The organism is Paenibacillus sp. LK1 (assembly GCF_002750415.1).
Classification (GTDB): domain Bacteria; phylum Bacillota; class Bacilli; order Paenibacillales; family Paenibacillaceae; genus Paenibacillus; species Paenibacillus taichungensis.
The window spans coordinates 153,817-180,350 of sequence record NZ_PEII01000013.1 but is presented as its reverse complement, the minus strand read 5'-3'; the positions used below and the strand labels follow the sequence as shown (position 1 = coordinate 180,350).

Sequence of the window (26,534 nt, the reverse complement as noted above, 5' to 3'; positions counted from 1 at the left end):
ATGAATAAAGCAGAAGAACAATATCCTGTACAAAGCGGTTCCACTTTCGCCAAAGGAATTTTCATCGGAGGTTTGCTGGGAGCAGCTGCAGCACTACTCTTTGCCCCTAAACCAGGACGCGAATTGCGTGGTGACCTTTCCGAGAAAGTGGGGATCGTTACAGATCGCACAAAAGAAGTTGCAGCGGTTGTTGGTGATAAAGCTTCCGAACTGGCTAAAACGGTCTCTTCCAAAACTTCTGATATTGCAAAAACGGTAAACCAAGGCCGTAATGACGTTATGGACTCCGTAAGAAAAGCTTCCGCTGATGTGGCGAATGAAGCATCCAAAGCGTCAGACGAAGTGGCTGCCGCTTCTGTAGAAGCGAAGGAAGATGCACGTAAAGAATTGAACTCGACCAGCCTGTAAGGCTTTGGATCGAGTGACCAATAGCCAGCTGTATTCCAGCTGGCTATTTTTTATCCACTGCGAGATTAAAGGAGGAAGAACATGAGTAAAGTCACAATGAACGGCAATACGCCTATAACCGGAGGAAAACCTGCACAACAGTATGATACCAGCGAACACCCTTTTGAATTGCGACATGAGGTCAAACGTCTGAACACAAGACTGGATCAGATTGCAGACAGTCTGGAAAAATCTCAAATCAAGGATATTATCGAAAACTACAGCAGTCCCAAAAAACGTATCATTACCAACTTCACCGCTGGTATGGCGCGTGGTTTGGGTTTGACGGTAGGGACCTTCGTCGTTCTTGGTCTGCTCGCTTTTATTCTCAGTCAATTCGTAAACATGCCGATTGTGGGACAATATATTGCGGACTTACTGGGATACATTGAAGATTATAAAAAATAAAAGGCACAGGGTGAGGCTGACAAAGTCATCGCCTTCGTTTGCCATTGGCACGCTTCTCTGTTTCTTTGGCCGACGGTTGGGAGGACTTCACTTTGAGCAGATCCCCTGTCCAGCCCTTCATCATCATCCATACATACATGCCAATCATGCTAATGATTATAAGCGCAAGGACGAGTACAACACCCCATGTCTTGTCGATCCAAGGCAGATTCTCGAAGTTCATTCCCCAGATAGCTCCTGCAGCCGTTGCGGGCGTGAATACCGAGGTTACAAGGGTCAGTGTCTTCATAATCTCATTGCCCCGTACTCCTGAAATGGCATTATCAATGGAGATCAAGGTATCAATCTCTGTCTCATAATGTTTGAACAAACGCTCCATCCGTTCGATCCGGTGCTGAAGCTGCTGGAAAAAGCGATTCTCTTTCAATTCATCCAGGTAAGCCTCCCTGGCGGCAGCCATCAATTCGGAATACGGAATGAATAGGTTACTCCAATACAACAGCTCAAATCTGGCCGCAAGAATCTGATCCATCAACGTGCGTGCATTACGGGATTCCATCGTCCGCTCCAATTCCCTCAGATTCATCTCAAAATGATCCATACCCACATGGTAATAATGCAATATCGCCCGAAAGAGCACAAACATGCCGTCCCGGGCTTCACTGCATTGTTGTAACATGGCTGCACGTTCACCTGTATTCATAATACCTCTGGTATTGTCATCTACATTCAAGGTAACCAGTCTTTCTTGATCCACATAGAAAAACATCTGATTATCTTTACGTTGATCGTTTCTTTCATTTTTGACCGCATATAATAATGACCCGAATATCACGGGCTCCGTGCCGTTCATGAAGCGGACGGACAGGTAGTTGGACTCTACCTCCGGTATTTTGCGAAGCCAGTACTGCATTTCTGGAAATGCGCTCGTGAGTTCCTCCAAGGCATCAGCCATACTCTCCTGATCAGGTGCCACCCAATCCCACCATTCCCAATGGTCTGAGTAGGTAAGCTTATCCCGACGCGCTTCCAGCTTGACTTTATCCACAATCACAAACATCCACTCCTGCATTCATACTGTTCATTAAAAATCATTGATCCCAAAAAAAGGACACGTATGCATTCCATTGGAATCACGTGTCCTTCTCTATGCCGTGCTCAATATCGTCACCGATCTACATCTCATAATAATGAAGCATTCGACATAATCTGTTTTAATTTCTCAGTGGCTCGCTTCTGAATACGGGATACACTCATTTGGGAGACTCCCAATTTCTGAGCAATTGCCCGCTGCGACTGACCATCCTGAAATGCTAAAATAAGCACTTTTTGTTCCTGTTCCTTCAATTGTCCCAATGCCTGTTGCAAGTCCATCCGCTTCTCAACCGAATCGAAGTCATTCACATCAGAACTGATCAGTTCGCCTAAAGTGGCTGCACTCTCATCCTGTGATAGCGGAGAATCCAGTGACACATAGTGATAACATTCCCGACCAGCTAAGACTTCGATGGTTTCTTCAGGGGTTAAGTCCAGATATTCAGCAATCTCGTTCACACCTGGTGAACGCTCCAGCTTCACTGTCAATTCATCAATAGCATGCTGGACAAGTGCTCCCTTTTCCTTAATTCTGCGGGGCACCTGAATGTACCAGGACTTGTCCCTTAAATAATTCTTCATATGACCGATCATGCTCTTCATGGCATAAGGTTCAAACGGAATACCCAGATTAATATCGTATTGCTTAAGCAAACGAATTAGGGCCATTTGCCCGGTCTGATACAAATCCTCATACAGATCGGGTCGATTCCGCGCAATTTTACCTGCTGCCATCTTCACCATCGGTTCATATTTGCGGATAAGAACTGTTGCAATTTCGTTATCCTGGGTTTGCTGGTATTCCCAGATCAAACCTATTGCTTCAGACATGGACTCTGGGGGAGTCACTTTTTCATTCATACTTTCTCCTCACTTCTTGCAAGACGTTTTACGAGTACTACTTTCGTACCTTTGCCCGTCTCACTTTCCACACTGACATCATCCATCAGAGCTTGCATCAGGTAAAAACCAAGTCCACCGATTTGGGCATCTGTCAGCTCTTTGTCGTGAAGGCCTGCACGGGATACCGCCGGGTTGATGTTCTCAAAGCTGGCTCCTTCATCTTTGACGGTAATAGCCAGCGTGTCATTATCCACTTCGAACATAACCTCAACCATGCCGCCTTCGTGTGAGTAAGCATACAGTACAGAGTTATTGCAGGCCTCGGATACAGCAACCTTCATATCCTCAATGTCCTCATAAGAAAATCCCATTTTGGACGCAACACCATAAAGATTGAGTCTTACAATATCAACGTAATCAGCTGTCGCCGGTAAATTAAGGGTGACTCTTTGAACTTCTGCATTCATTCCTTTTTCGATCCTTTCCTATTGGGAATTCTTCTGTGAGACAAAGAATTTGGCAATACCCGTCATATCAAAAAGTTTCTGAATTTGCGCAGGAACTTCCTGTACTTCAAAGCGAGCTTCCATTCCATGCCGTGCTTTCAGAACAGATAACAGGATACCAATCCCTGTACTATCGATGTACTTCAAGTCTTGCATGTTAATGATCAAATCTTGTTCCTTGTTGTCCACTAACGGCTCCATTACCAAACGGAATTCAGGAGCAACCGACAAATCCAGTTCGCCAGTCAGATACACCGTGCACACGCCGTCATGTGTTTCTGTTCTTGCATTGAATTTTTCATTTTTATTTGTATTCATTAGACATCTCTCTCCTGATCAATGGTTTCTTTACCTAATAACCCATCTACAGCACATATGAAACAGTAATCGAATTAGCAAATATTTCAATTGGCCTGATTTATGGCCGAGGTGTTGGATTTGAACCCTTGCATTTCTTCCTGAAATCGGGACAACTTCTGTTTCACATTGCCCATTTTCACAGGTTTGCTGATGTAATCGTCCATACCCACAGTAGAACATCGCTGCTGAATACCATCCATGACATTGGCGGTCATCGCTACAATAACCGGCTGCTGGTCTTGAGGAAGGCTCTCACGAATTCTGCGAGTACATTCCAAACCATCCATCACGGGCATCTGCAAATCCATAAATATATAATCATAATTGCGGTTCGCCAAAACCATCTCCAGCGCCTTCTTGCCATCTTCGGCGATATCTGCGACGAGTCCTAGCTTGCCCAGCATAATAGACATTAGTTTCTGATTAATAGGGTGATCATCAACGATTAATACACTTGGATGCATTTCATAATTTTTTTTAATGTCCGTAAGCTGATCTTCCCCCATACCTGTCGTCAGCTCAGTCTCGACATACCGCTGCGCCTGAATGGTAAATACAAACGTAGCACCACGCAGCTCCGATGTATCCAGATATATCTTTCCACCCATCATTTCAACGAGCGTTTTGCATATAGCCAGCCCCAGTCCGGTTCCACCATACTTACGCGTCATGGATGTATCCAGTTGGGAAAACGGCTGGAATAGACGATCTACTTTGTCTGGCGCTATGCCTATTCCTGTATCTTTTACAGCAAACTCCAGCGTCATTCGCCCGTCTTTTTCCTCATTAACGGATACGATCAGATACACGCCACCGTGGTCCGTGAACTTGATGGCATTGGCAATCAGATTCAATAAAACCTGGCGCAGCCTTGCCATATCTCCATAGATCAGTTCGGGTACCGAATCTTCCAGGAAATATTCCAGCTCAATATTCTTTTTGCCAGCTTCAACCGCGAAGAGTCTCAGTACTTCACGTATACAGGACACAAGTTCGAAAGGATGCTCTTCCAGCTCCATTTTGCCGGATTCCATCTTGGTGAAATCAAGGATATCGTTAATCACCGTAACGAGTGCATCGGCACTGCGACGTACAATGTCCGCGTATTCCTTCTGATCTTCTTTCAGATCGGTTTCCATCAACAGATCAACCATACCGATAACGCCATTCATCGGCGTACGAATCTCATGACTCATCATGGCAAGAAACTCAGTCTTCGCGTTTGCAGCGATTTCCGCTTCCTCTTTGGCCTGAACGAGCTGCTGGTTCATTTTCTCCAGTTCCTGAGTCTTCTGATGCAGCAGCATCGTCTGTGTTTTCAAACGTTTATTCGTGATAAACATTTCTACAAAGCCCTCAATTTTGGATTTCAAAATCTGAGGGATAAACGGCTTGACCATATAATCAATGGCCCCTGCGGAATAACCTGCAAATAAATGCTCTGCCTCTCTGCTATTTGCAGAGATGAAAATAATCGGCACGTCCTTGGACTTGTCACGCGCCTTGATTAGTTTTGCTGTCTCAATTCCGTCCATCCCAGGCATCTGCACATCCAGTACAATGACCGCAAATTCGTCTTTCAGCAAACAGCGAAGTGCCTCTTCCCCGGAGGTTGCCTTGACGAGCTTGTACTGTTCCGATTCCAGAACCGCTTCGAGAGCGAGCAGGTTCTCGGGGCGGTCATCTACCAATAATATGTGGATTGGTTCATTGAGCCCCATGACTAAGCCTAACCCCCTATTTAATCTTCCGGTATATTTTTTCCGTCCGGTCTAACGGCTCGTAGGCATCGCTGAATTCCGTAAAATGTATCGATTCTTTAGACCCCAGAACAAGGATGCCGAAGTGGCTCAAACTTTCATGAAAAAGTCCGTGCACATGATTCCGCAGTTCATCATTGAAATAAATCATGACATTACGGCAGAAGATTACATTAAACTCGTTAAATGACCGGTCTGTTGCCAAATTATGTTCGGCAAAAATAATATTTTTCCGTAGATAAGGATGAAATATAACGGAATTATATTTCGCGGTGTAATACTCCGAAAACGCGCGGGTGCCCCCGGCTTCCAAATAATTTGTAGTATATAATTTCATTTTCTCAATGCCATATACGCCTTCCTTGGCCTGCTGCAATGAGCGATCATTCATATCTGTTGCATATATTCTTGCCTTGTCATACAGTCCTTCCTCATGCAGCATAATCGCCATGGAATAGACTTCTTCTCCTGTAGAACAGCCAGCATGCCATATCCGGATATATGGATAAGTCCTCAGTACAGGAATAATCTGTTCCCGGAAGAACCGAAATAAGGTTGGATCACGAAACATTTCCGTTACAGGGATGGACAAATTCTGTACAAAACGATCAAATACAGAACGGTCATGAAGCACCTTATCCTGTAAACTGGAAATGGTCTTCAGTCCCTCGGCATGTACATAATGCCAGATTCTCCGTCTTAAAGACGGTAACGCGTAGTTCCTGAAATCATATCCATATAAACGGTGCATACCTTCCAACAGCAATTCGATCTCGATCAGTTCACGCTCTTCATCTTGCGGCATGCGGATCGATTCTGCCTCCGCCTCGGTAGGTTCCCACGGTGTCATATATTCTCTCCACTTCTTCATTTGTTACTTGCGTAATAGATGTATTGTCTTTCATTACCCAAACTATCGGGTTACGAATACAGCCATACCCGCATTAAGGATAACAATTGATCCGTTTGGATCGGTTTTTTTACATAATCGGATGCTCCAGCCTCTATGCACTTGCCACGATCATCTTTCATTGCTTTTGCGGTCAAGGCGATAATTGGCAATTTCTCGAATTTCGGTATCTGTCTGATCCGTGTCATGGCCTCATAACCGTCCATTTCCGGCATCATCATATCCATTAATACCAGATCGATCTCTGGGTTCTTATCCAGAATCTCCAGAGCTTCACGGCCGTTCTCCGCAAATGTCACATCCATGCGATAGCCTTCAAGCACACTTGAAAGGGCAAATACATTACGGATGTCGTCATCCACAAGAAGTATTTTCTTACCTTCAAATAAGGTTTCCTTGTTATGCAGTTTCTGCAGAATTCGACGCTTATCTTCCGGCAGGTTAGCTTCTACCCGGTGCAAGAACAATGTCGTCTCATCAAGAAGACGTTCAGGTGACTTCACGTCCTTAATAATAATGGATTCCGCGTACTTGCGAAGCTTCATCTCTTCTTTGCTGTCGAGCTCTTTGCCTGTATAAATAATAATCGGCAGATCATTCAGGTACTGGTCGTCCCGAATCTGGTCAAGCAGCTCGAATCCAGTCATATCTGTCAGCATCAAGTCCAGCACCATGCAATCATAGCGTTGACTGTGCAATTCATTCAAAGCCTCACTGCCAGTGGACACTGCTGTGATAGCGACATCATCATGGCCAATCAGTTCAATAATGGCTTTCCGCTGGATTTCATCATCTTCCACAATCAATAGACGTTTCAATTGATTCTCTGTATAGGATTCGATATGCGAGAAAGCTTTATCCAACGAATCTTTACTGGAGGGTTTTTTCAGATAAGCAATGGCTCCCATCATCAAACCTTGTTTCATATCATCAATAACCGAGATAACATGTACCGGAATATGACGTGTCGCCGAGCTGCTTTTCAGTTCACCCAGTATCGCCCAGCCATCCATGACAGGCAACTGAATATCAAGGATAATCGCATCCGGCAAATATTGACGGGCCATTTCGAGTCCTTTGTCTCCCTGAAGCGCCACAATAGCCTTAAATCCTCTACCTCTCGCCATATCCATCAAAATATGCGCAAAATTCACATCATCCTCAATGATGAGGAGAATCTTGTCACCTTCCACCAGGTTCTCCTGATCATCCTCCAGCTGTGCCAACACAGGTAAATCAGTTTGAGGCAGCTCCATAAACGAAGTGCTATCCGGGTCAGGTGTGAGCACGGTTTGTCTACCCGAACGCATCGTCTGTGAGTCTCTCCCGAAGGCTTCAATCTCAGAAGCAACTGCGGCTTCTCTTACCGCGTCATCCACCTGAACCTCATCTTCGTGATTATCCGGCAGGAACAAGGTGAAGGAACTGCCCACACCTTCGGAAGACTCTACCTTGATAGCACCCCCAAGCAGTCGGGCAAGTTCGCGGCTTATGGACAATCCCAAGCCCGTTCCGCCATATTTGCGGCTGGTTGTACCGTCCACCTGCTGGAATGCTTCAAAGATCAGATCCGTTTTGTCTGATGGAATTCCAATCCCGGTATCCTTCACGGTAAAGCCTACATATTCCTGGTTCGTATTCAGGTACCCAGGAAGCTCTTCTGTTTTCATTTTTCGTCCAATCAGGCTAACAGATCCTCGATTGGTAAACTTGAACGCGTTCGACAACAGATTCCGCAAAATCTGTTTGACGCGATGGCTGTCGGTATATACCCATTCCGGCAAATTGCTGTCGAACTCAATGTTCAGGTTGAGTTCTTTTTTATTCGCCATTGGGCCAAAATTCTGTTGAACAAAGCTGGTTAGTTCTTCCATTCGCACTGTTTCATAATTGATATCCATTTTGCCCGCATCCACCTTGGACAGATCCAAAATTTCATCAATCATTTTCAGCAAATCTGCACCAGACATATAGATCGTCTGGGCATATTCCTGCTGTTTAACACTCAGGTTTCCATCCTTGTTCTCCGATAACAATTGAGACAGAATCAAAAGACTGTTAAGTGGTGTACGCAATTCATGCGACATATTTGCCAAGAACTCCGACTTGTACTTGCTTGTCATCGACAATTGCATGGCTTGCTGTTCCAACTGTGTTTTGGTTTTCTCAATTTCGTCGTTCTTCTCTTCTACTTCTCGCACTTGTTCTTCCAGTGCACGAGTCTTCGCAATCAGCTCGGTATTGAAGTGTTCCAATTCTTCCTGTTGACGCTGCAACAGCTCTTCTGAACGTTTGAGGGCTCCCGTCTGTTCTTCCAGATTTTCATTGGAACGGCGTAACTCCTCTTGCTGTGTCTGTAGCTCCTCGGATTGCACCTGCAATTCCTCCGTGAGCGCCTGGGATTCACGCAGCAGTTCCTCCACCCGCAAACGGCGTCGAACGTTGTTGAGAATGACACCCAAATTCATTATCAGCTGCGAGAATAACTGAGTATGCAAATTTGTGAATCCTTCAAACGATGCCAGTTCGACAACGCCAATCAGTTCATCCTCAAATACGACAGGATAGATCATCACACCAGAAGCACGCGATGACCCCGTTGCTGATCCGATGTTCACATAATCCTCTGGCGTTTTTTCGAGAATAATTGGCGTCATATCCAATGCGGCTTGGCCGATTAGTCCCTCGCCGATACGATATACCTCTTTGCCAACATCTTCATTCTCTTCAAATGCATAAGCACCATAACGTCTCAATTCGTCTGGATGTTTCTCTTCATCGATTAGGTATACGACCCCCAGTTGAGCTCCAAGTACAGGTGTGAATTCACTGATAAACATCTGCGAGATCTGACGAATCGACCCTATACCACGCAACAATTCTGGAACTCTGGCAATGTTGGAACTCATCCAGTTCTGATCTTGCTGTGCTTGCAAATAAGCTTTCTCGACTTCCAGTTTTTCTTCCAAATCATTGGAGACATCCTTGAACACGCTGGCAATCTGACCAATTTCGTCGGTAGACTTCACCTGAATGCGGCGAATGGTTCGATAACGGCCTTTTCCAAAGCTGGTGATCATCATGGATACGGTATTCAGACCCCGTGTAATACTTGGCAGCACCCACATAATGACACCCAATGCTAGTAACAATCCGGCAATCATGATGGCTACTGTAATCTGAACCGCGCGCATATAGGCCGCATTCGCATCTTTAATCTCGGTATCTATCTCCTGGTCCTGAAAACGGGACAGGGCATTCAAGCTGTCTACAGCTTCCTTCTGCACCGCCAAGCCGGTTGCATTCCGGTAGTTATTGGCATCTTCCACCCGATTCTGGGACATTAAGCTGACCTGTCTCGCGGCATAAGCATTGTAAGCTTCCCAGGCCGTATTCACACGATCTACCAGTTGGTGCTCTGGTGCGCTGTCTGCCCGATTCCGCACTTCCTCAAGGTAGCGTTCGCCCTTTTCCTGCATGGCCTTCAAATCACTATCTGCGGCACTAATCGAATTGTTGGGATTCAGCAACAAGTTAGCCAGCACTTTGGCTATATCATTGACCTCTCCACGTGCAGAAGAAGTATATCTGACTTTGAGGTATCGCTCCTGATACATCTGATCGATCTGTTGATTGCTGCTGTTCAGCCGTTCGTAACTCACAAACGTAAGCACAATCATGATGGCCATCAGGGCGGTAAAGCCAATCAGCAGTTTATTTCTGATCTTCATTCAGCTTCGACCCCTTTATTTAAGGTAATCCACACCAAACATTTATCATCATCCCGTTCCTGCGGAATTTCATCATCGAAGAACAACGCCTGCATGGATGCTTCATCCCACTGGTGGGAACCCGCCAGTTTTTCCTTCAGAAACGCCTGCTGCATTTCCTGATCGCCCTGAACGGCTTCGGTTAGCCCATCCGTATAAAGTGCAATGTGCCCATCGCCTTCGTAGTGAATGGTCTGTGGTTCAATATCCATCTTGTCAAACAGACCAACGGGACAGCAGACGCTGTCAAACGTTGTCACACTTCCGTCGTGACGGAAAAAGAGTGCTGGCGGATGGCCTGCATTAACATAATCAATCCTCTTCATTCGTGTATCTACGACCAGATATATCGCTGTAAAATAGTACTGCACCAGCTGTTTTTCCAGATGCAACTGATTAAAGCGTCGATTCAGCTCCTGAATAACCTTCTCCGGGTCTACATACGTTGTAACCGTGTCTTTCAGGACGGAAGCAATGAACATGGTAAATAGGGATGAAGATATCCCATGCCCCATCATATCCAGCAGCAGGACTCCATATCTGCCTTCACCAAGCGGGTACCAGGAATACAGATCACCCGCAAGTTCAAACGAAGGTTTGTAAATAGCATTAACGTGGAATAACGGATCTTCAATTGCTGGGCTTAGCACAGCATTCTGTACCATAGCCGCAAGTTTCAGTTCATCCTGAATCCGCTGATCCCTCTCTTTATGCCAGTCCTTCTCCTGTTTTAGGCGAAGCGCAAGACGAATTCTGGCCATCAATTCGACTTTGTTAATTGGTTTGGTCACATAATCGGATGCACCTGCATCCAGCGCTTCGGCCAATTTTTTGGAATCTCCGATCGCGGTTACCATAATAATAGGTATATCCTTGAGATTTTCAAATTTCTGCACAATACTGCATGCTTCGATCCCATCCATCTCTGGCATCATCATATCTAGCAAAATCAGGTCAATATCCGACGGCTTGGGACGAAGTTCATTGTTTTCCTCACCAATCCCAAGGACTTCAAACATCTCCATCGCAGAACTTGCCGTTACAATGTCACGATAGTTTTCTTTTTTCAGAATTTCTCGAATGATAATGACATTCGTCGGATTGTCGTCAACAATAAGTATTCTCATTTCTATCTCCTTATCTGTGGCGTCCGGGTTTGTCGATTCTTATCAGGTCAGCTAACAACCTTAATTATACAAATTTCGCATACAACACAGCGGTAGACATAATAATTCCTAGTATAACTATAATCGTATTATCAGAAAACTTCTATCAGTAAATGGCACCATCGCAGGAGAATTCACCCGCTGGTTACCCTGTTTTTGCCGCGTTCTGATCCCGCTTCCAAACTTGNCACCATCGCAGGAGAATTCACCCGCTGGTTACCCTGTTTTTGCCGCGTTCTGATCCCGCTTCCAAACTTGCAAAAACATAGATAAGGAATGGGGATATCCCCATTCCTTATCTATGTTTTTGGTTAAGCATTCTGCGTTCATCAACTTGAAAGCTCTTTTGAATGATGCAAAATACTCGATTCTGAAGCTTGTCCATTCTCAGAAGGCTCCAGCTTACGCTTTGGATCGTCTAAGCTATTCTTTCTTTTTGGCAATCACAAGTACTTTGCCTTTATCGAGTTCACTCTCGTAAAAATCTGCCTCAGCTTCGGTGAATCCCATCGAAACAATTTTGGCCCGGAGTTCATCACCGCGGGAGCGGAACAGGTTCGCCAAGGAATCAAATACCCCTTCTTCCTTGATACCAATCTCTTTGGCATCTGCCGTATCGGCAATTCGATCTGTACGATCCTTTTCATGGGCTAGAACGAAGATATGATCAGCAAGGTATCCGGTAATCTGCAATTCTTTCACCGCTTCTACCGCTTGGACTCCGTTTTCTACCACTTTTGCATAAGCTTGCGCATTGGTTGAATTCATCGTTTCCACTCTCCTCTGATTAATCTTCTTTATCGAGCTACTTAGTATATAACCATACGATATCAGGTTGAAACGCTTGTGAATTATCCAATCCTAGGAAACCGATTCATCAAAGAGGTCTATTCCTTCAATATGATTGGAGCCTGGCTTCATATATACTTTCAGCGCCTGGCTTCCTCGAAGAAATACTTCTCCATCCTCTGCTACATAATACGGCTTGCCCAAAACATCTCGAATGGCCTCAATGTTCATATCAATCCATTCCTGATTAAGCTTTAGACGTTTCTCGGAAGCATCAATATGCACATAATTGACCACTCCTGTATCTTCGCAGAGCCCAACCGTTACATCTTTGAATTGATACTCAGGGCAACCCAGGTATGGATCATGTTCCTTATGAATCGGCTGGCCTTTATTGGCTAAAATATCATCGATGCTGTCATCCAGAGAAATGTCATTCAGAGTCCGAAAGTGCTGGACAGGTCCGGATCGATCAGCAGCCAGAATAATCTCTGGTGTCTCCTCTTCCACTACCGTCCATTGCATATCATGAGCAGCGGGTACCGCTGCCGGTTGAACGGAAAAGGGAGAAATTACGCTAAACATAACAAGCAGTAGTTTCATCATGATTCTCACCCTTTCATCAGGTTCATCACCGCTCTGAAGACTTCTATTCATTACAAAACGGTCATGCTATTTCCGCATACGTTGCCATACATTAGCAGCTACATCCACATATTTCAGCCAGCTTTTGCTTCCTTTGGCATCATCATGATATGTAGCTTCATAGGATTGCAGTGTCCGATCTGTCGGTGTAGCAGGCGGTGTCTGTACTACATTCGCTACTTCTGAGCGCTTACTCTGTTCAGTGCTGCTACGTTTCGTCTGAAACTTGGCCATCAAAGTGGATGACACCTGCTTTGCTGCTTCCGTCACTTCGTTCAGCACTTCACCCAGATTCTGTACAGATTCCATAACAGGATCAATTTGTTTCATCTTGTGCTGCACATCAACAGTAATATCATTGGCATGCCTTACTGTCTGTTTGACTTCATAACTAAGCTCATCAATGGTCTTCTGTACTTCCTGCAGTGTCTGTGACACATTGTCGAGTGAACCCTGAGCGGACTTCAAGGTACGAATTAAGAAGAATACAAGTACTGCAAATGCAATTGCAATTAAAGCCACACTAATTTGATAGATCATAAAAGAACCTCACTTTCCAGTATAAATCGGTTTTGTTATTGCTTAGTTACCCGACCCATTCCGAGGCGAAACAAATAGGATATGAACTGTAAAAACAACTCCTCCTGGTAAAATATCGCAATGTTTCAACCCGATAGGCCTCGGTTAAAGAACAACTACACACGGCAGTGAGACGAACACTTCTCGCTACCAAGTTCTATAAACGAAAGGATGATACCCATGTTGAAATGGTCGGTACTATTTCTAATTATTGCTCTTGTTGCTGGTATTTTCGGATTCTTCGGTATTGTTGAGGCAGCTGCTTCGATTGCCAAAGTACTCTTCTTCATCTTTGTTGTACTGTTCGTCATCTCCCTGATTACGGGACGCAGCCGAATGCGATGAATGACGCTTCCCAATTATAAACAGCATTCGATACATACAAAAGCCTATCGAGCTTGCAAAAGCCGGTAGGCTTTTGTGCGTTCATAATCTCTTTTTGCAACAATTCTCCCCCGCACATTACGACTTATCTCTATTATGTATTACGCTCCCTTCTGGTCTATTCCATCGCTTCTCCCCGATTACATCATAAAAACAGGACCATTATGACATAGCCAACCCGGTTTTCTCCCACCGAAGTATGATATTTACAGGCTCTCCTTATACCCACATATGCTCCAGTTGACACTGGAGAATCCAAGAAAATATTGTTATAATTTGTGATTCATAAGTAAGCTTGCTTGGTTACTTTTAACACAGGACAACAAACTACATACCTAACCGAGGAGGAAAAACAAATGAAAAAAATCGTAAGTTTTGCCGCTGCTCTGACTTTGATGGGTTCCATGGCTGCTGCCGCAGGTGCTGAGGAAGCGGTTACCGGAACGGTAGCTCCAGAAACGGGAACTCCCACAACCACAACAACGCCGGCTGTTGAAGTGAACAAACCTGCTGTAGACACTGTAGAAGGCACAGCTGAGACCGTAACTGGCACAACAGTAGACACAACGGGTACAGAAGGTACTTCAACGACTACTGAAACAACAACTTCAACAAAGGATGACAAAATCTTTGATGAGCCTGTTGTGAAAGCAGGAGATGAGGTTCTGGTCCCTACAATGCTGCTCAACCTGTTGGAGCGCACATGGTTCTATGATGCACCTAATGGCAAACCAATCGGTGCACTGGGTTCCCAAGTCATTGATACGACAGGTGAAGTTGTAGATGGATTCGATGGTGGTCAATGGGTACAAGTGTATACGTGGAAAGGTAAAGCTTGGATCCACGTTGCTATTCAATAGTATCGTATAATCGTTCTAACGATAAGTAAAGAGGACAGCACGCAGTGCAGCGGCTGTCCTCTTTTTCATTTCAAATATGTTTATTTCCGGTTTGTCCCTCCCGATTTCAAGGGCTTCCCGTCGTGCCTTCTTCCATCTTCGGCTCCACATGCACATGTACATGCATAATATTATGTGAACGTTTCAAGCGCTCTTCGACCCGGTCACAGATCTGATGACCTTCGATCAGGCTCAGTCCTCCATCCACCTCAATAACTACATCCACCAGTACATGACTGCCGTGCACACGTGCTTTGACGTCCTTGATCATTTCCACACCAGGAACTCGCGCCACAGATGATCTTAGGTCAGTGAGTTCTTTCTGATCAAATCCGTCTGTCAGACGATGTGTTGAATCACGGAAAATCTCCCATGCTGTCTTACAAATCAACAGACCTACAGCAATTGCAGCTACTTTGTCCAACCAAGGGAGGCCAAATTGTGCACCGATGATTCCGATCGCAGCACCTATGCTGACCCAGGCATCCGAACGATTATCTTTGGCCGCAGCCATCAGGGCCTGACTGTTAATTTGTTTGGCAAGACGATGATTGTAACGATATACGCCCAGCATTACCAGCGCACAGACAACGGCAACTGCTGCTGACCACAGGTTTGGTGCTACAAAGTTTCCTTCATACCAGGAACGAACCGCTTCAACCAATACCTGTAGGCCAACCATGGCCATAATAAATGAAGCAATTAGGGCAGCGACCGTTTCCGCTCTAAAGTGACCATAGGCATGATCGGAATCAGGTGGCTTCTGGGATATGCGGAGTCCGATCAATACCGCAACAGACGCAACAATATCTGTAAGGTTATTAAAACCATCCGCCAGCAATGCGCTGGAAGCAAACAAATATCCGCAGATCAATTTAAAAGCAGACAAGACCAGATAGGCCACAATACTGACCCAAGCTCCGCGCTCTCCTTTGCGTATTTCTTCGTAGGCGTTCAAACCGGGCGACACTCCTTTAACGTTTCGTATTACGGTTGTTCCATGTTACCAAATGCGTACCGTGTGGGTCTATAGAAACAGTGTTGCCAAGCTGCATTGCTGTAGGAATGCCGAAACAAAGTTGCCAGAACGCAGGGCTGTAGGTAAAGAGAAAAAATGTTGGCCCAGTCAAAAAAGTGAAGGTTTTCAGCATTTTATCAGGTTGCCCTTGTGGGGCTTTTGTAAAACGTATAAAATGAGTACATCCCGTCCAATTTGGACGGCTTACTGTAAGACCGGGAGGGAAATAACGATGAGCGATAATAACGAACCGAAAAAGGTCAGTTTGCAGGATGCTATACGCCAGAAACTGGCACAGAAGAAAGAACAGGCAAACACCGGTAACCAATCCAGTGCCTATTTTGAAGGCGGCCCTAAAGCAATGAAGAGCCAAAACAACAAAAAGCCTAACAATCAGCGTCGCCGTACTGGCGGATCCTAGACCGCAAGAAGCTCTTGTATGAGATGTTTCTATGGTTACAGGATCACCCTGTATGACCAAAAAAGAACCGCAAGCCTCCTCTGGAGAGCTTGCGGTTCTTTTTTTATATTAAAACGAATAGTTAACTACGTTAACCATACTCAATGTAGACAGATTAGCTTATCTTAAGCTTCTACCGGATACATTTTGTTACGCAATTCTTTAATTTCGTCACTTTCCAGATACTCATCATAGCTCATTTGGCGATCAATAACGCCGTTTGGCGTGATTTCAATAATCCGGTTAGCGATGGTTTGAATGAACTGATGGTCATGGGATGTAAACAGCATAGTGCCGTCAAAATCAATCATACCATTGTTCAGTGCGGTAATGGACTCCAGATCCAAGTGGTTCGTTGGCTCATCCAAAATCAGGGCGTTGGCGCCTGTTTGCATCATTTTCGCCAGCATACAACGAACTTTCTCACCCCCGGAGAGTACACTTGCTTTTTTCAGGGATTCTTCGCCTGAGAACAACATACGACCCAAGAATCCACGCAGGTACGTTTCATCCTGATCTTTGGAATATTGACGAAGCCAATCTACGAGACTCATATCTACTCCGTCAAAATATTTGGAGTTATCTTTCGGGAAATAAGCCTGACTTGTAGTAATACCCCACGTGTATTCACCACTATCCGCTTCCGTTTCACCCATAAGGATATCAAACAACAACGATTTGGCATTACCGTTCGGGCCAACAAAGGCAATCTTATCCCCTTTATTCACTACAAAGCTGAGATCATTCAGCATGTTTACACCATCAATTGTTTTATTGATACGATCAACGGTCAACAATTGTTTACCCGCTTCACGCTCAGGCTTGAAGTTAATGAACGGATATTTCCGGTTCGATGGACGAAGATCATCCAACGTGATTTTGTCGAGTTGTTTCTTACGCGAAGTCGCTTGCTTCGATTTGGAAGCATTCGCAGAGAAACGTTGAATAAAGGCTTGCAGCTCTTTAATCTTCTCTTCTTTTTTCTTGTTAGCATCACGTTGCAAAGCAAGTGCCAATTGGCTGGATTCATACCAGAAATCGTAGTTACCTACGTACAGCTGGATTTTACCGAAATCGATATCTGCAATGTGTGTACATACTTTGTTCAGGAAGTGACGGTCATGGGATACGACAATAACAGTACCTTCATAGTCCATGAGGAAGTTTTCCAGCCATTGAATGGATTCGAGGTCCAAGTGGTTGGTAGGCTCATCGAGCAACAGGTTGTTTGGACGACCAAACAAGGCTTGTGCAAGCAGGACACGAACTTTTTCGTTACCGCTCAGATCAACCATTTTCTTCTCATGCATGTCACGTTCAATACCCAGACCGATTAGGAGTGCCGCTGCATCCGGCTCAGCATCCCAGCCATTCAACTCAGCAAACTCACCTTCAAGCTCACCTGCACGCAAACCATCTTCTTCAGTAAAGTCCGCTTTGGCATACAACGCGTCCTTCTCTTTCATGATGGAATAAAGACGGCTGTGGCCCATAATTACAGTTTCGAGAACCGGATACTCATCATATTCAAAGTGGTTTTGCTTCAAAACGGCCATGCGTTCGCCCGGGGTGATGTGCACCTCTCCCGAGTTTGCTTCAATTTCACCGGACAAAATTTTCAAAAATGTTGATTTGCCGGCTCCGTTGGCGCCGATCAGACCGTAACAGTTGCCTGGCGTGAACTTGATATTCACATCTTCAAAAAGTGCACGTTTTCCGTAGCGGAGCGTGATGCCGCTTGTACTAATCATTAAGCATACCATCCTTTATTTAATATTCTGCATACTGCATGAATAGCAACTTGCATCAATCATGGATTCAATATCCCGAAGCCTATTCTGGCACCATATTATAACACAAAAAAGCGGCAAATTCGAAAATTGGCCGCTTTTTAATCGTTAAAGATTTGGTAAATGTACCGTTCATGCGGGTATACCCTTACATTAGCATATCTAGATCACTTTTGTTAGTCTTGTTTACTTTCTTCGTGCCGGATGCGGAGTGTCTCGCCATGTCCTAGCACTCGAATGCGCTCTTCGTTAATTCCCAGCCGTTCTCGTTCAGCTTCCATTCGATCAAGTGCTTCCTTGGGTGTGTCATCCGCCAGCTTAAACGTTCCATAATGCATGGGAACCATAAGCTGGGAACCCGTTTCTACAAATCCTTGCAGCGCTTCTTCCGGCGTCACATGTTGGGATGTCATGAACCATTCCGGGTCGTACGCACCGATTGGCATCAGGGTAACACCGATGTCGAAGCGTTCTCCGATCGTTTTGAATCCCTGGAAGTATCCTGTATCCCCTACAAAATAGATCACTGGCGGACCGCCGAGAGAATGATCAGCCGAAGTTTCTATTGGATCATCCGTTCCTGCTGCTCGGGAATTTTTATGATTTTCGTCTTCACTCGTCGCAGCACTCTCCTCCGATGGAATGAGTGCCAGGTGATTCTGTTCCAAAACATAACCGCCCCAATGGGAAGTATTGGTATCGAATAGGGTTCGGCGCGTCCAGTGCTGCGCAGGTACAAAGGTTATTTTGACCCCGCCAAGCGTAATATGTTCCCACCATTTCATCTCATGACACCGATGGAACCCTTTGCGCACCATTTTGCGTTTGAGACCATCAGGAACGATGAGCAGTGTTTTGGCTGTGACCAACTTCCTCAGCGATGCGAGATGCAAATGATCATAGTGTGAATGCGAGATCAAAATGACATCCAGAGGCGGAATATCCTGAATCGGAATGCCAGGGGCACCGAGTCTGCGCTGAAATCCCATTTTTTCGGCCCAGACCGGGTCTGTCACGATGTTTAGTCCATGATATTGAATGAAAAATGTGGAATGACCAATCCAGGTAATCGTGGTTTCAGCCCGGTTGGCGTGCAGATAATCCAGTTCAGGCGGGTGCTTGGGCACGGTGTAGGAATAATCCTTAACTTTGCTGCGCCGTTGCTCCCTCCATTGCTTGAATTCCTTCAGCGTTTTGTCCGTACTTACATTATCAATGTTGTTATAACGGATTTTCGGCATGAAAGGGCCCTCCTCCCCTCCTCGTATCTTAACAAAAGATTACCCCGAATTGGAAAGTACGTACCAACGAATCAATCCTTTGGATTTTTGCATTTCGCCAAGTAGACGAACAAAAACGCAATTGCAGCCACGATAATGAGTGGTGGGGCGTACATAATTGTAAAGGTCTCAAAAAAACTTAATCCCGTTATACCGGGAATACCCCTCACTCCCTCGTCAGAGCTGAGAAGTAACTGTGGAATCATGATGAACAGCATGTTGGGAAGCATGAACGGACTCATCCTTTCTTTTTGCCAGCATTACCTCGCACATAATTGGCATCAAACAGAAACAGCTTCATAATGAGCACAAGTGAAGGAATGAGCACCAGCAGTCCCAGGCTGAACGCCGTAATGAGCGCAATCCCCATTGTCTTGTTCGTAAAGCTATCGTAAATATTAATGTACGGATACAGAATGTATGGAAGATGTGAGCGCCCATAGCCGTACCAGGCAAAGGCAAACTGCAGCATGACGGCGATAAAGCACCAGCCCAAATATTTACGTTTCCATACCAGCGAGACGGCGATCACAAAACAGATAAAAGATGCGATAAACATCCATGAGATATTTAACATCTGCTCAAAGTGTGCGGGATTCTGTTTGTTAATTTGCAAAAATGCCAGGAAGCTGGCAAAGATCGTAGGCAGACTCCATAGGAGTGCATACTCCCGCAGAACTTCAAACGCAGTCTCATCTTCTGCCCGCTTAGCATAGTAGGAAAGAAACATCGCGGAGATATAGAGCACACTTACCAGGGCAAGCAATACAACAGACCAGGTATACGGATTCGTCAAAAACTCACGCCAGCGAAAAAACACCTGATCGCCCACCTGCTCAATAATTCCACCTTCGGATATCGCCAAAATGGTGGAAAACACCGCCGGAATCAGCAATCCCGTCGCTCCGTACAATGCCATATAGATCCGGCTGTTCTGCCCATGGTTCCCATAGGTATTATAGGCGTAGTACACGCCCCGGATGGCAAGCAGTACAATCGCCAATGAACCTGGAACAAGCAGCGCTGTCCCATAATAAAAAGCGCTATCCGGATAAAAACCGACCAAACCAACCACAAAAAAGATCAGAAACACATTCGTCACTTCCCACACGGGTGAGAGATAGCGCTGAATAATGTTATGGATTTTGTTCTCGTGTCCGGTTAATATGCTGTAAAAGCTGAAAAATCCGGCTCCAAAATCAATCGAAGCCACGATCAGATATCCAAACAGAAACGTCCACAAAATCGCGATGCCCGCTATTTCAAAGCTCAATGCACGATCCCTCCTTCCAGACCGAGAGACTCCAGTTCCTTCTCTGCTTCCTTGTTACGAAACAGCTTGCTGAGTACCCGAATCGCTGAGAAGCAAAGGATCAGGTACAGCAGAATAAACAGAACCAGCATCCAGCCTACTGAGGATGATGTTGTTGCTGCTTCCGACACCTTCATGTACCCGCGCAATATCCATGGCTGTCTGCCAACCTCGGCGAACATCCAGCCCAGCTCAATGGCAATCATGGCCAAGGGCCCAAGCAGGACGATACCGAGCAAGAGCCACTTGGGATAAGGTTTGCGCCCCGGCAGCCAGCGACGGAACACATAAAGCACCGGAATTAGCAGAATGATCACGCCAGTCGTTACTTTCAGGTCAAACATATAGTGAATGGACAACGGCGGCCTCAGATCGGCCGGAAATTCTTCGAGCCCTTTCACTTCCGTATCCGGTCTGTTTCCCGCCAGTATACTAAGTGCATAGGGAATCTCTATGGCATATTTCACTTCATTGTTCTCGTCAAGAATTCCCCCATAGACCAGCGGCGCTTTCGTCATCGTTTTGAAATGCCACTCTGCTGCTGCCAGCTTCTCCGGCTGGTATTTCGCTAGAAATTTACCGGAAGAATCTCCAATCATGACGGTGCTGACCGCAAATACGAGCGCACATACCGTTGTGAGCTTAAGTGCCTTTTTGTAATACACATGATCCCGCCCACGAAGCAAGCTGAATGCAGCAATACCTGCTAATATACCCGCACTCAATGTGTATGACGAGGCGAGCACGTGAGATACCTTGGTCGGGGTAGCTGGATTCAGCATTGCAGCAATCGGATGGATGTCCTTCATGATGCCATTAATCAGGGTAAACCCCTGAGGTTGGTTCATAAAAGAATTCACTGTAGTAATGAATATCGCAGAAGCAGAGGATCCCAATGCCACCGGAATCAATAGCAGCATATGGGTATATTTCTTTTTGAAACGGTCCCATGTGTAGAGATATATGCCAAGAAAGATCGCCTCCACAAAAAAGGCGAATGTCTCCATAAACAGCGGCAAGGCAATGGCCTGCCCCGCTACCCGCATAAACATCGGCCACAGCAGGCTGAGCTGTAAACCGATTGAGGTGCCTGTAACCACACCTACGGCAACGGTAATGACGAAACCTCGCGCCCATCTGCGCGCGAGCAAGGTGTAATGGATATCATTGGTGCGCAGTCCGCGCCATTCAGCCAAGGCAATCATGAGTGGAACGCCTACACCGATGGAGGCAAAAATGATGTGCACAAACAAGGTTAGACCGGTCAGCATCCGGCTGAGCAGAACAGGGTCCAGGGATGACATGGGTTACACTCCTCTTTCACTTAATCGTTATGTACGACTTCATATCGCATGTGTGACAATATGCCTCAATAACTCATAATTCGGATAATACTTTTGACAACGGCATACAGCACGATCACGGCTGCAACCAAGCAGACGATAATAAGGGTTTTCTCTTGTTTACGGAACATAGACCTGCCGTCCTCCTTTTGCATGGCATGCAAATTATGGCTCTATAGACAGTTTGCAAAAGAAGTTGTTTTTTTATCCGGGAAATTTTGAAAAACAAAAAAAGCCTTTATCTATTTCAGGATAAAAGCATCCTATTAGATAAAGGCTTCTCTTGCCTTACAAAAGTTCGTCTTGCTTAGGCAATCGAACCTTGAACGTGCTTCCTTTGTGCGGTGCGGATATAAAGGTAAGTGTTCCCTGGTGGTCCTCTACAATTTTGCGCGAAATGTAAAGTCCCAGTCCAGTCCCGCCAATCTGACGATGATCCGAATTGTCCACACGATAAAACTTCGTAAATAACAGGTCCTGCACGTTCTCTGGAATTCCTATTCCATAATCACGTACATCGATGCATAACCATTCTTTTTCTTCCCACAGCGTAATATCAATTCGGTCTGCTCCAGGTGAGTACTTGACTGCATTACCAACCAAATTGTGCAGCAACTGAACCATCCGGTTCTGGTCCGCGTAAGCAAAAAAGTCTCCATTAAACGCATGTACATATATACGCTGAATGGATTGCATATTCCATTGCTCAGCAACACCCTCAACCAACTCAAGCAACGGTACATACGTCTTATGGTAGGTCATACCTTCATTGTCCAGACGTTGAATATCAAGTACATCATCCAGCAGACTGCTCAGCCGTGCGCCTTCCGAAGAAATGGTTTCCATGAAGTCCTGACGCTGTGAAGCGGGAAGATCATACATCATCATTAGTTCCACATAGCCCATAATGGTCGCTACAGGAGTACGAAGCTCGTGGGACACCACACTGATCAGTTCGTTTTTCATCCGATTGAGTCGTTCTTCCTCTGTACGATCGCGGAACACCAGAAGAAATCCATGGTTTTTACCGGGAACATCCATTTGCTTCATGTACAGGGAAAATACACTCTTTTCCACATCATTGAATATAAATTCAGTTTCTACAAAGGCCAGTTCTCCGTTTAAAAAAGCACGAGTCTGCTCCACCAAATTGAAATCAGCTGTTAATACAAGAGTATCAATGGCATTGGCTAAATCTACGATAGATCTGCCCGAAAAATCTCGGAGGCCAAACATTTCTTCAATTCTTCTGTTAACTATCGTGATGGTGCCGAAACGATCAGACATGACCAGACCTTCCCTAACAGATTCAATGAAATGCTCGCTGATATCCCGCTGTTCCTGGATGGCAACTTTTTCATGAAACAACTCCGCATTCAGCTTCTCCAGAGCCAGCGCATGACGTACACGGTCTTCTTCAGCTCTTGTCCGCTCGGTAATATCCTTGATAAATAAGTTGTACAGCGTTTCGTTATTTCCCAGCTGAATTTCTACAATTTTGTACTCAATCGGAAAAACCGAACCGTCCCGGCGAATGCCTGAAATTTCTTCCACGATGACATGCCGTTTGCCCTGAAAATACTCACATTGTTTCAGCATTTCCTTAATTTCCATACAGCTCGCTCCCTGAAAAAGGGTTGGGGCCTCTTTTTCTAAAACAACCTCTTCCCGTTTCAATCCAAACATTCTTTCGGCTTCGGGATTAAACTCTATAATCAGTCCGTTTAAATCCACAGCAATAATAGCATCAATAGATGAATCAATGATTGCCCGTTTGATTTCTTCACTATTCTTCAGCTCTTTGGTTCGTTCTCTGACCCTGTCTTCCAGCGTAAGCTTGTCCTGACGTATCTGCTCGAATTGTTCAAGGAGCACATCGGCCATTTTGCGCAAATTGCCAATTAGAATCTGCACTTCGGTGACGTGGCTGGTCGGCCAATCCATCTTACCATTACGAAATAATAGTCTGGGAAGGGAGCCTGTCATGCGTGTGAGGCGTTTCATTGGACTTACGACTTTCTTGCTAAGTGGAGCAGCCACAATCATGGAAACCACGAAAATGATAAACAGAGACTGAAGCGTATTCAGATAGATCGACTCAATACGTTTGTAATAATTGGCTGAGTTGGTCTCAACAAAAACTCGATAAGGAGTACTTGTGGTCATATCTGCTTCATACATAAACGACGCCTGTTTCCAGTGAGTAAGCACATCGCTATAATAAGCATCCCCGGAATGGAATAGGATACTGTTCTCCCCTGGCTTGAGTAAACGATACTTGTTGATATCCAGGTAATCTCCCTGCGGAAGCGTATCCAATCCAGAAGCTACAACTTTATTATTTGGATCCAGAACGATGACATTTACATCCAGCAGATGATGATAACGCTCCATGCTCTGGTGCATGTTCTCTTCGGTTAGATATTGTTCATTCAAATCCTTGATCACGGCATTCGCAGCGTGTTTTAGATTAGATACAATGGAGTTATTGATCTGACCCAGCTGTCTCCGACTGTCGGCCGATAACAGAACAAGAGAGACAACGACTACAAAGGATACGACGTATTTAAATGCAATTCGTGTGAGCGGAATGGTTCCTGTTCGTTTCGACTTCAATTCGCCATTGGTAATCCAGAAGTCTACCACAATACCTGCAATCAGCGCGTTAACCATACTGGTCACAGCGACATGCATGTATGTATATTTTAATTCTTCAAGATTCATGCCCATAATGTACCCATAACAGGTCACTGGCAATAACATCGCGACCCAGAATGCAGCATTTGCCTTCATGACACTTCCATTCTTCCATCGGATCTGCCACCCCAGCATCCAGATTAATTCAATTGTATGAGCGCCAATCATAAAAAAACTATTTGGGACTAGACCCCCGAATAACACACCCAAGGTACAGATTGCTATCAAAGCAATGAATCCGTATACGGCTCCATGTAAGCGCAAGGCAATAAACGTTGCGGCTGTACCAAACAAGAGCTGTACCCCGTAAAAAAGAGTCAACGGAAATATCGTTCCCAGCGTACCCAGGATAATAAGTATAGCCGTACCCAACCACGGAATACGGAGTTTGATTACCATCCACTCCAACACCTTATTTATCCTTATGTAGTCCACAGGCATCCGTCCTTATGATTGATTTCTATGTTTGCATTCAACAACAACGTTGGTATCTCCTATGGATTAAAGCTCAAAAGATCTACTTTATTTCCCTGAAACCGTTCTGATACATTATACTGTAATTACTACTCGATGTAGCTTTGGGAAATTTTGAATGATCGGCAAATGAGCTTCATTCATGGTAAAATACTGAAGTTTGGCCTCAACTCTATAGAACTTACTACATATGCATCCTATATTCTGGAATACAAACATTAAAAATTTTGCAGCATTCCCACACAAATTACGCCATTTTTCTAGAAGTTTCTTAACAAATTCATTTCATCAGGAGTGTGACCTCAATGTCTATCAAAGTTCTTCTTATAGAAGATGAGAAAAATCTGGCCGACATGATTGCTTTCTTTCTTGAGGAGGAGGGTTACATAACTGAACGGGTTCATCATGCACGCGAAGCACTTCAACTTTTCCCACGATTCCAGCCCGATATTGTAGTGACTGACTTGATGCTGCCTGAAACAGACGGTAATGATCTGGTAGATGCGTTTCGCCAGCACTCGACTGTACCCATATTGATGATCTCGGCCAGCACCATGCTGAATGATCGGCTCCGAGCGTTACATAATGGTGCAGATGATTTCCTTTGTAAACCCTTTAGTCTGAAAGAGCTTGATGCACGTATTAAGGCATTACTGCGCAGATCGGCTATCTTCTACCCGGACAAACCGATAAAAGAGGACAAACCTACTGAAGTTGTCGGACATGTCAGTGTGAATGAGTACAGAAGAACTTTGTTTGTGGATGGCCTTGAAATCGAGGTTACTCATATTGAGTTTGAAATCATGAAGGAATTGTACCGAAATCCCGGCAAAGTGTTCACCCGCAATGAACTCATGGATCGAATTAAAGGCTCTGAACGGGCATATCTGGACCGCACAATCGATGTACATATCTCCAGTCTGCGTAAAAAAATTGAACCCGACCCCAAAAATCCAAGGTACATCAAGACGGTTTGGGGAACGGGATATAAATACGTCATTTAGTACACGCCGCAATGAAATAATGGCTCATGTCCTCTCTCTGTCATCGTCTCATCGACTGAGTTGAGGGCTGAGCTGTTTTTGTTTTGTATGCAAAAGAATGCAGCCACCGCTGGATTTCCACAATCAGACTGTCTGGTTCCTTCTCATGCCAAAGGATCATCTTTATCAGACCCGTACCCGTAATAAGCTGCAAATGGCGCTTGCGAATCAGGGATTGGAAATCCGTAATTACCAGCAAAGGAATCTGAGGCATAAATGCCCGAATGGCATTGGCTGCTGATACGGCTTGCCCGGCGTCCTGATAATCGACAATACAATAATGAGCTTTGCCCCATTCCTCCCCCTCCTCGTTATTCACATTCTTTTCTCTCTTCATTGCATGCTCCCTCTGCTCGTCTGTTATCCATTCATTCAACAATGCAATCATATTGTCATAATCAATACCACGACTTCCGTCCGAAAGTACGGTAATGGGTTCCATAGGTATAACCTCCAGTTCATTCTCTCTTCTTATTGTGCCAATCTTCATTTAAAAATGTTCGTGTATGAACATAAAAGAAGTGTTAACTATCTTCGTACTTCTTCACAAACTGTG

25 protein-coding genes are annotated in these 26,534 nt (G+C 45.1%); 6 read left to right on the top strand and 19 right to left on the bottom strand.

Annotated features, from left to right (window positions below):
* Entirely contained in the window at positions 1-408 is a 408-nt protein-coding gene (locus CS562_RS25790) for a YtxH domain-containing protein (RefSeq protein WP_099858577.1), read from the top strand.
* A gap of 81 nt (positions 409-489) precedes the next feature.
* Complete coding sequence (locus CS562_RS25785; protein ID WP_024631356.1) at positions 490-855, top strand: DUF5665 domain-containing protein; 366 nt, start codon at positions 490-492, stop codon at positions 853-855.
* Between the two features lie 25 nt (positions 856-880).
* Here CS562_RS25785 and CS562_RS25780 read toward each other — a convergent pair whose 3' ends face one another.
* The 11 genes from CS562_RS25780 to CS562_RS25730 all read right to left on the bottom strand — a co-directional run bounded on the left by CS562_RS25780 (position 881) and on the right by CS562_RS25730 (position 13,239).
* Entirely contained in the window at positions 881-1,909 is a 1,029-nt protein-coding gene (locus tag CS562_RS25780; protein ID WP_257219605.1) for a magnesium transporter CorA family protein, read from the bottom strand.
* Between the two features lie 128 nt (positions 1,910-2,037).
* Positions 2,038-2,811, bottom strand: coding sequence for a sigma-70 family RNA polymerase sigma factor (locus CS562_RS25775; protein WP_024631358.1), 774 nt, complete (start codon positions 2,809-2,811; stop codon positions 2,038-2,040).
* On the bottom strand, positions 2,808-3,260 hold the full coding sequence (gene rsbW, locus CS562_RS25770) for an anti-sigma B factor RsbW (protein ID WP_099858576.1): 453 nt from the start codon (positions 3,258-3,260) through the stop codon (positions 2,808-2,810). The genes CS562_RS25775 and rsbW overlap by 4 nt, the downstream gene beginning before the upstream one ends.
* Positions 3,261-3,278: 18 nt before the next feature.
* Positions 3,279-3,617: an STAS domain-containing protein gene (locus CS562_RS25765; RefSeq protein WP_053778980.1), complete on the bottom strand. Its 339-nt coding sequence runs from the start codon at positions 3,615-3,617 to the stop codon at positions 3,279-3,281.
* An 86-nt stretch (positions 3,618-3,703) separates the two neighbouring features.
* Positions 3,704-5,380 carry a response regulator gene (locus tag CS562_RS25760; protein WP_099858575.1) on the bottom strand — a complete coding sequence of 559 codons (1,677 nt, stop codon included), beginning with the start codon at positions 5,378-5,380 and terminating at the stop codon, positions 3,704-3,706.
* Positions 5,381-5,396: 16 nt separating this feature from the next.
* On the bottom strand, positions 5,397-6,269 hold the full coding sequence (locus CS562_RS25755) for a CheR family methyltransferase (protein ID WP_076291260.1): 873 nt from the start codon (positions 6,267-6,269) through the stop codon (positions 5,397-5,399).
* Positions 6,270-6,340: 71 nt separating this feature from the next.
* Positions 6,341-10,060 carry a response regulator gene (locus CS562_RS25750; RefSeq protein ID WP_099858574.1) on the bottom strand — a complete coding sequence of 1,240 codons (3,720 nt, stop codon included), beginning with the start codon at positions 10,058-10,060 and terminating at the stop codon, positions 6,341-6,343.
* Positions 10,057-11,226: a PP2C family protein-serine/threonine phosphatase gene (locus CS562_RS25745; protein ID WP_099858573.1), complete on the bottom strand. Its 1,170-nt coding sequence runs from the start codon at positions 11,224-11,226 to the stop codon at positions 10,057-10,059. Before CS562_RS25745 ends, CS562_RS25750 begins: the two co-directional genes overlap by 4 nt.
* 462 nt (positions 11,227-11,688) lie before the next feature.
* Complete coding sequence (locus tag CS562_RS25740; RefSeq protein WP_064640589.1) at positions 11,689-12,033, bottom strand: YflT domain-containing protein; 345 nt, start codon at positions 12,031-12,033, stop codon at positions 11,689-11,691.
* A 93-nt stretch (positions 12,034-12,126) separates the two neighbouring features.
* Positions 12,127-12,660, bottom strand: coding sequence for a hypothetical protein (locus CS562_RS25735; protein WP_099858572.1), 534 nt, complete (start codon positions 12,658-12,660; stop codon positions 12,127-12,129).
* A 66-nt stretch (positions 12,661-12,726) separates the two neighbouring features.
* Entirely contained in the window at positions 12,727-13,239 is a 513-nt protein-coding gene (locus CS562_RS25730; RefSeq protein WP_076291257.1) for a DUF948 domain-containing protein, read from the bottom strand.
* A gap of 219 nt (positions 13,240-13,458) precedes the next feature.
* Here CS562_RS25730 and CS562_RS25725 point away from each other — a divergent pair, with 219 nt between their 5' ends.
* Together CS562_RS25725 and CS562_RS25720 are read left to right on the top strand one after the other, a co-directional pair.
* Positions 13,459-13,623: a DUF1328 domain-containing protein gene (locus CS562_RS25725; protein ID WP_017692264.1), complete on the top strand. Its 165-nt coding sequence runs from the start codon at positions 13,459-13,461 to the stop codon at positions 13,621-13,623.
* Between the two features lie 395 nt (positions 13,624-14,018).
* Positions 14,019-14,522, top strand: a complete 504-nt coding sequence (locus tag CS562_RS25720; RefSeq protein ID WP_090954767.1) for a hypothetical protein — start codon at positions 14,019-14,021, stop codon at positions 14,520-14,522.
* Positions 14,523-14,628: 106 nt separating this feature from the next.
* On the opposite strand, the gene CS562_RS25715 is transcribed toward CS562_RS25720, so the two are convergent.
* On the bottom strand, positions 14,629-15,519 hold the full coding sequence (locus CS562_RS25715) for a cation diffusion facilitator family transporter (RefSeq protein WP_099858571.1): 891 nt from the start codon (positions 15,517-15,519) through the stop codon (positions 14,629-14,631).
* 292 nt (positions 15,520-15,811) lie between these two features.
* On the opposite strand from CS562_RS25715, the gene CS562_RS25710 reads away from it, so the two are divergent.
* The gene (locus tag CS562_RS25710; RefSeq protein ID WP_063566591.1) at positions 15,812-16,000 is read left to right on the top strand and encodes a hypothetical protein; all 189 of its coding nucleotides are present in this window, start codon (positions 15,812-15,814) and stop codon (positions 15,998-16,000) included.
* A gap of 164 nt (positions 16,001-16,164) precedes the next feature.
* Here the strand turns inward: CS562_RS25710 and CS562_RS25705 are convergent, their stop codons facing one another.
* The 6 genes from CS562_RS25705 to CS562_RS25680 form a co-directional block, all read right to left on the bottom strand.
* On the bottom strand, positions 16,165-17,790 hold the full coding sequence (locus CS562_RS25705) for an ABC-F family ATP-binding cassette domain-containing protein (protein ID WP_099858570.1): 1,626 nt from the start codon (positions 17,788-17,790) through the stop codon (positions 16,165-16,167).
* Positions 17,791-18,005: 215 nt separating this feature from the next.
* Positions 18,006-19,070: an MBL fold metallo-hydrolase gene (locus CS562_RS25700; protein WP_099858569.1), complete on the bottom strand. Its 1,065-nt coding sequence runs from the start codon at positions 19,068-19,070 to the stop codon at positions 18,006-18,008.
* Positions 19,071-19,141: 71 nt separating this feature from the next.
* Positions 19,142-19,315, bottom strand: coding sequence for a cytochrome bd oxidase small subunit CydS family protein (cydS, locus tag CS562_RS33860; RefSeq protein ID WP_373561763.1), 174 nt, complete (start codon positions 19,313-19,315; stop codon positions 19,142-19,144).
* A gap of 32 nt (positions 19,316-19,347) precedes the next feature.
* A complete protein-coding gene (locus CS562_RS25690; protein ID WP_076291252.1) occupies positions 19,348-20,382 on the bottom strand; it encodes a cytochrome d ubiquinol oxidase subunit II in 1,035 nt (344 codons plus the stop codon).
* Positions 20,379-21,725, bottom strand: coding sequence for a cytochrome ubiquinol oxidase subunit I (locus tag CS562_RS25685; protein WP_076291251.1), 1,347 nt, complete (start codon positions 21,723-21,725; stop codon positions 20,379-20,381). The genes CS562_RS25690 and CS562_RS25685 overlap by 4 nt, the downstream gene beginning before the upstream one ends.
* A 327-nt stretch (positions 21,726-22,052) precedes the next feature.
* Positions 22,053-24,860, bottom strand: a complete 2,808-nt coding sequence (locus CS562_RS25680; protein ID WP_180287218.1) for an ATP-binding protein — start codon at positions 24,858-24,860, stop codon at positions 22,053-22,055.
* A gap of 380 nt (positions 24,861-25,240) precedes the next feature.
* Between CS562_RS25680 and CS562_RS25675 the strand changes: the two genes are divergently transcribed.
* Entirely contained in the window at positions 25,241-25,939 is a 699-nt protein-coding gene (locus CS562_RS25675) for a response regulator transcription factor (RefSeq protein WP_076291249.1), read from the top strand.
* Positions 25,940-25,979: 40 nt separating this feature from the next.
* Here CS562_RS25675 and CS562_RS25670 read toward each other — a convergent pair whose 3' ends face one another.
* The gene (locus CS562_RS25670) at positions 25,980-26,420 is read right to left on the bottom strand and encodes a hypothetical protein (protein ID WP_076291248.1); all 441 of its coding nucleotides are present in this window, start codon (positions 26,418-26,420) and stop codon (positions 25,980-25,982) included.
* Positions 26,421-26,534 lie beyond the last annotated feature (114 nt).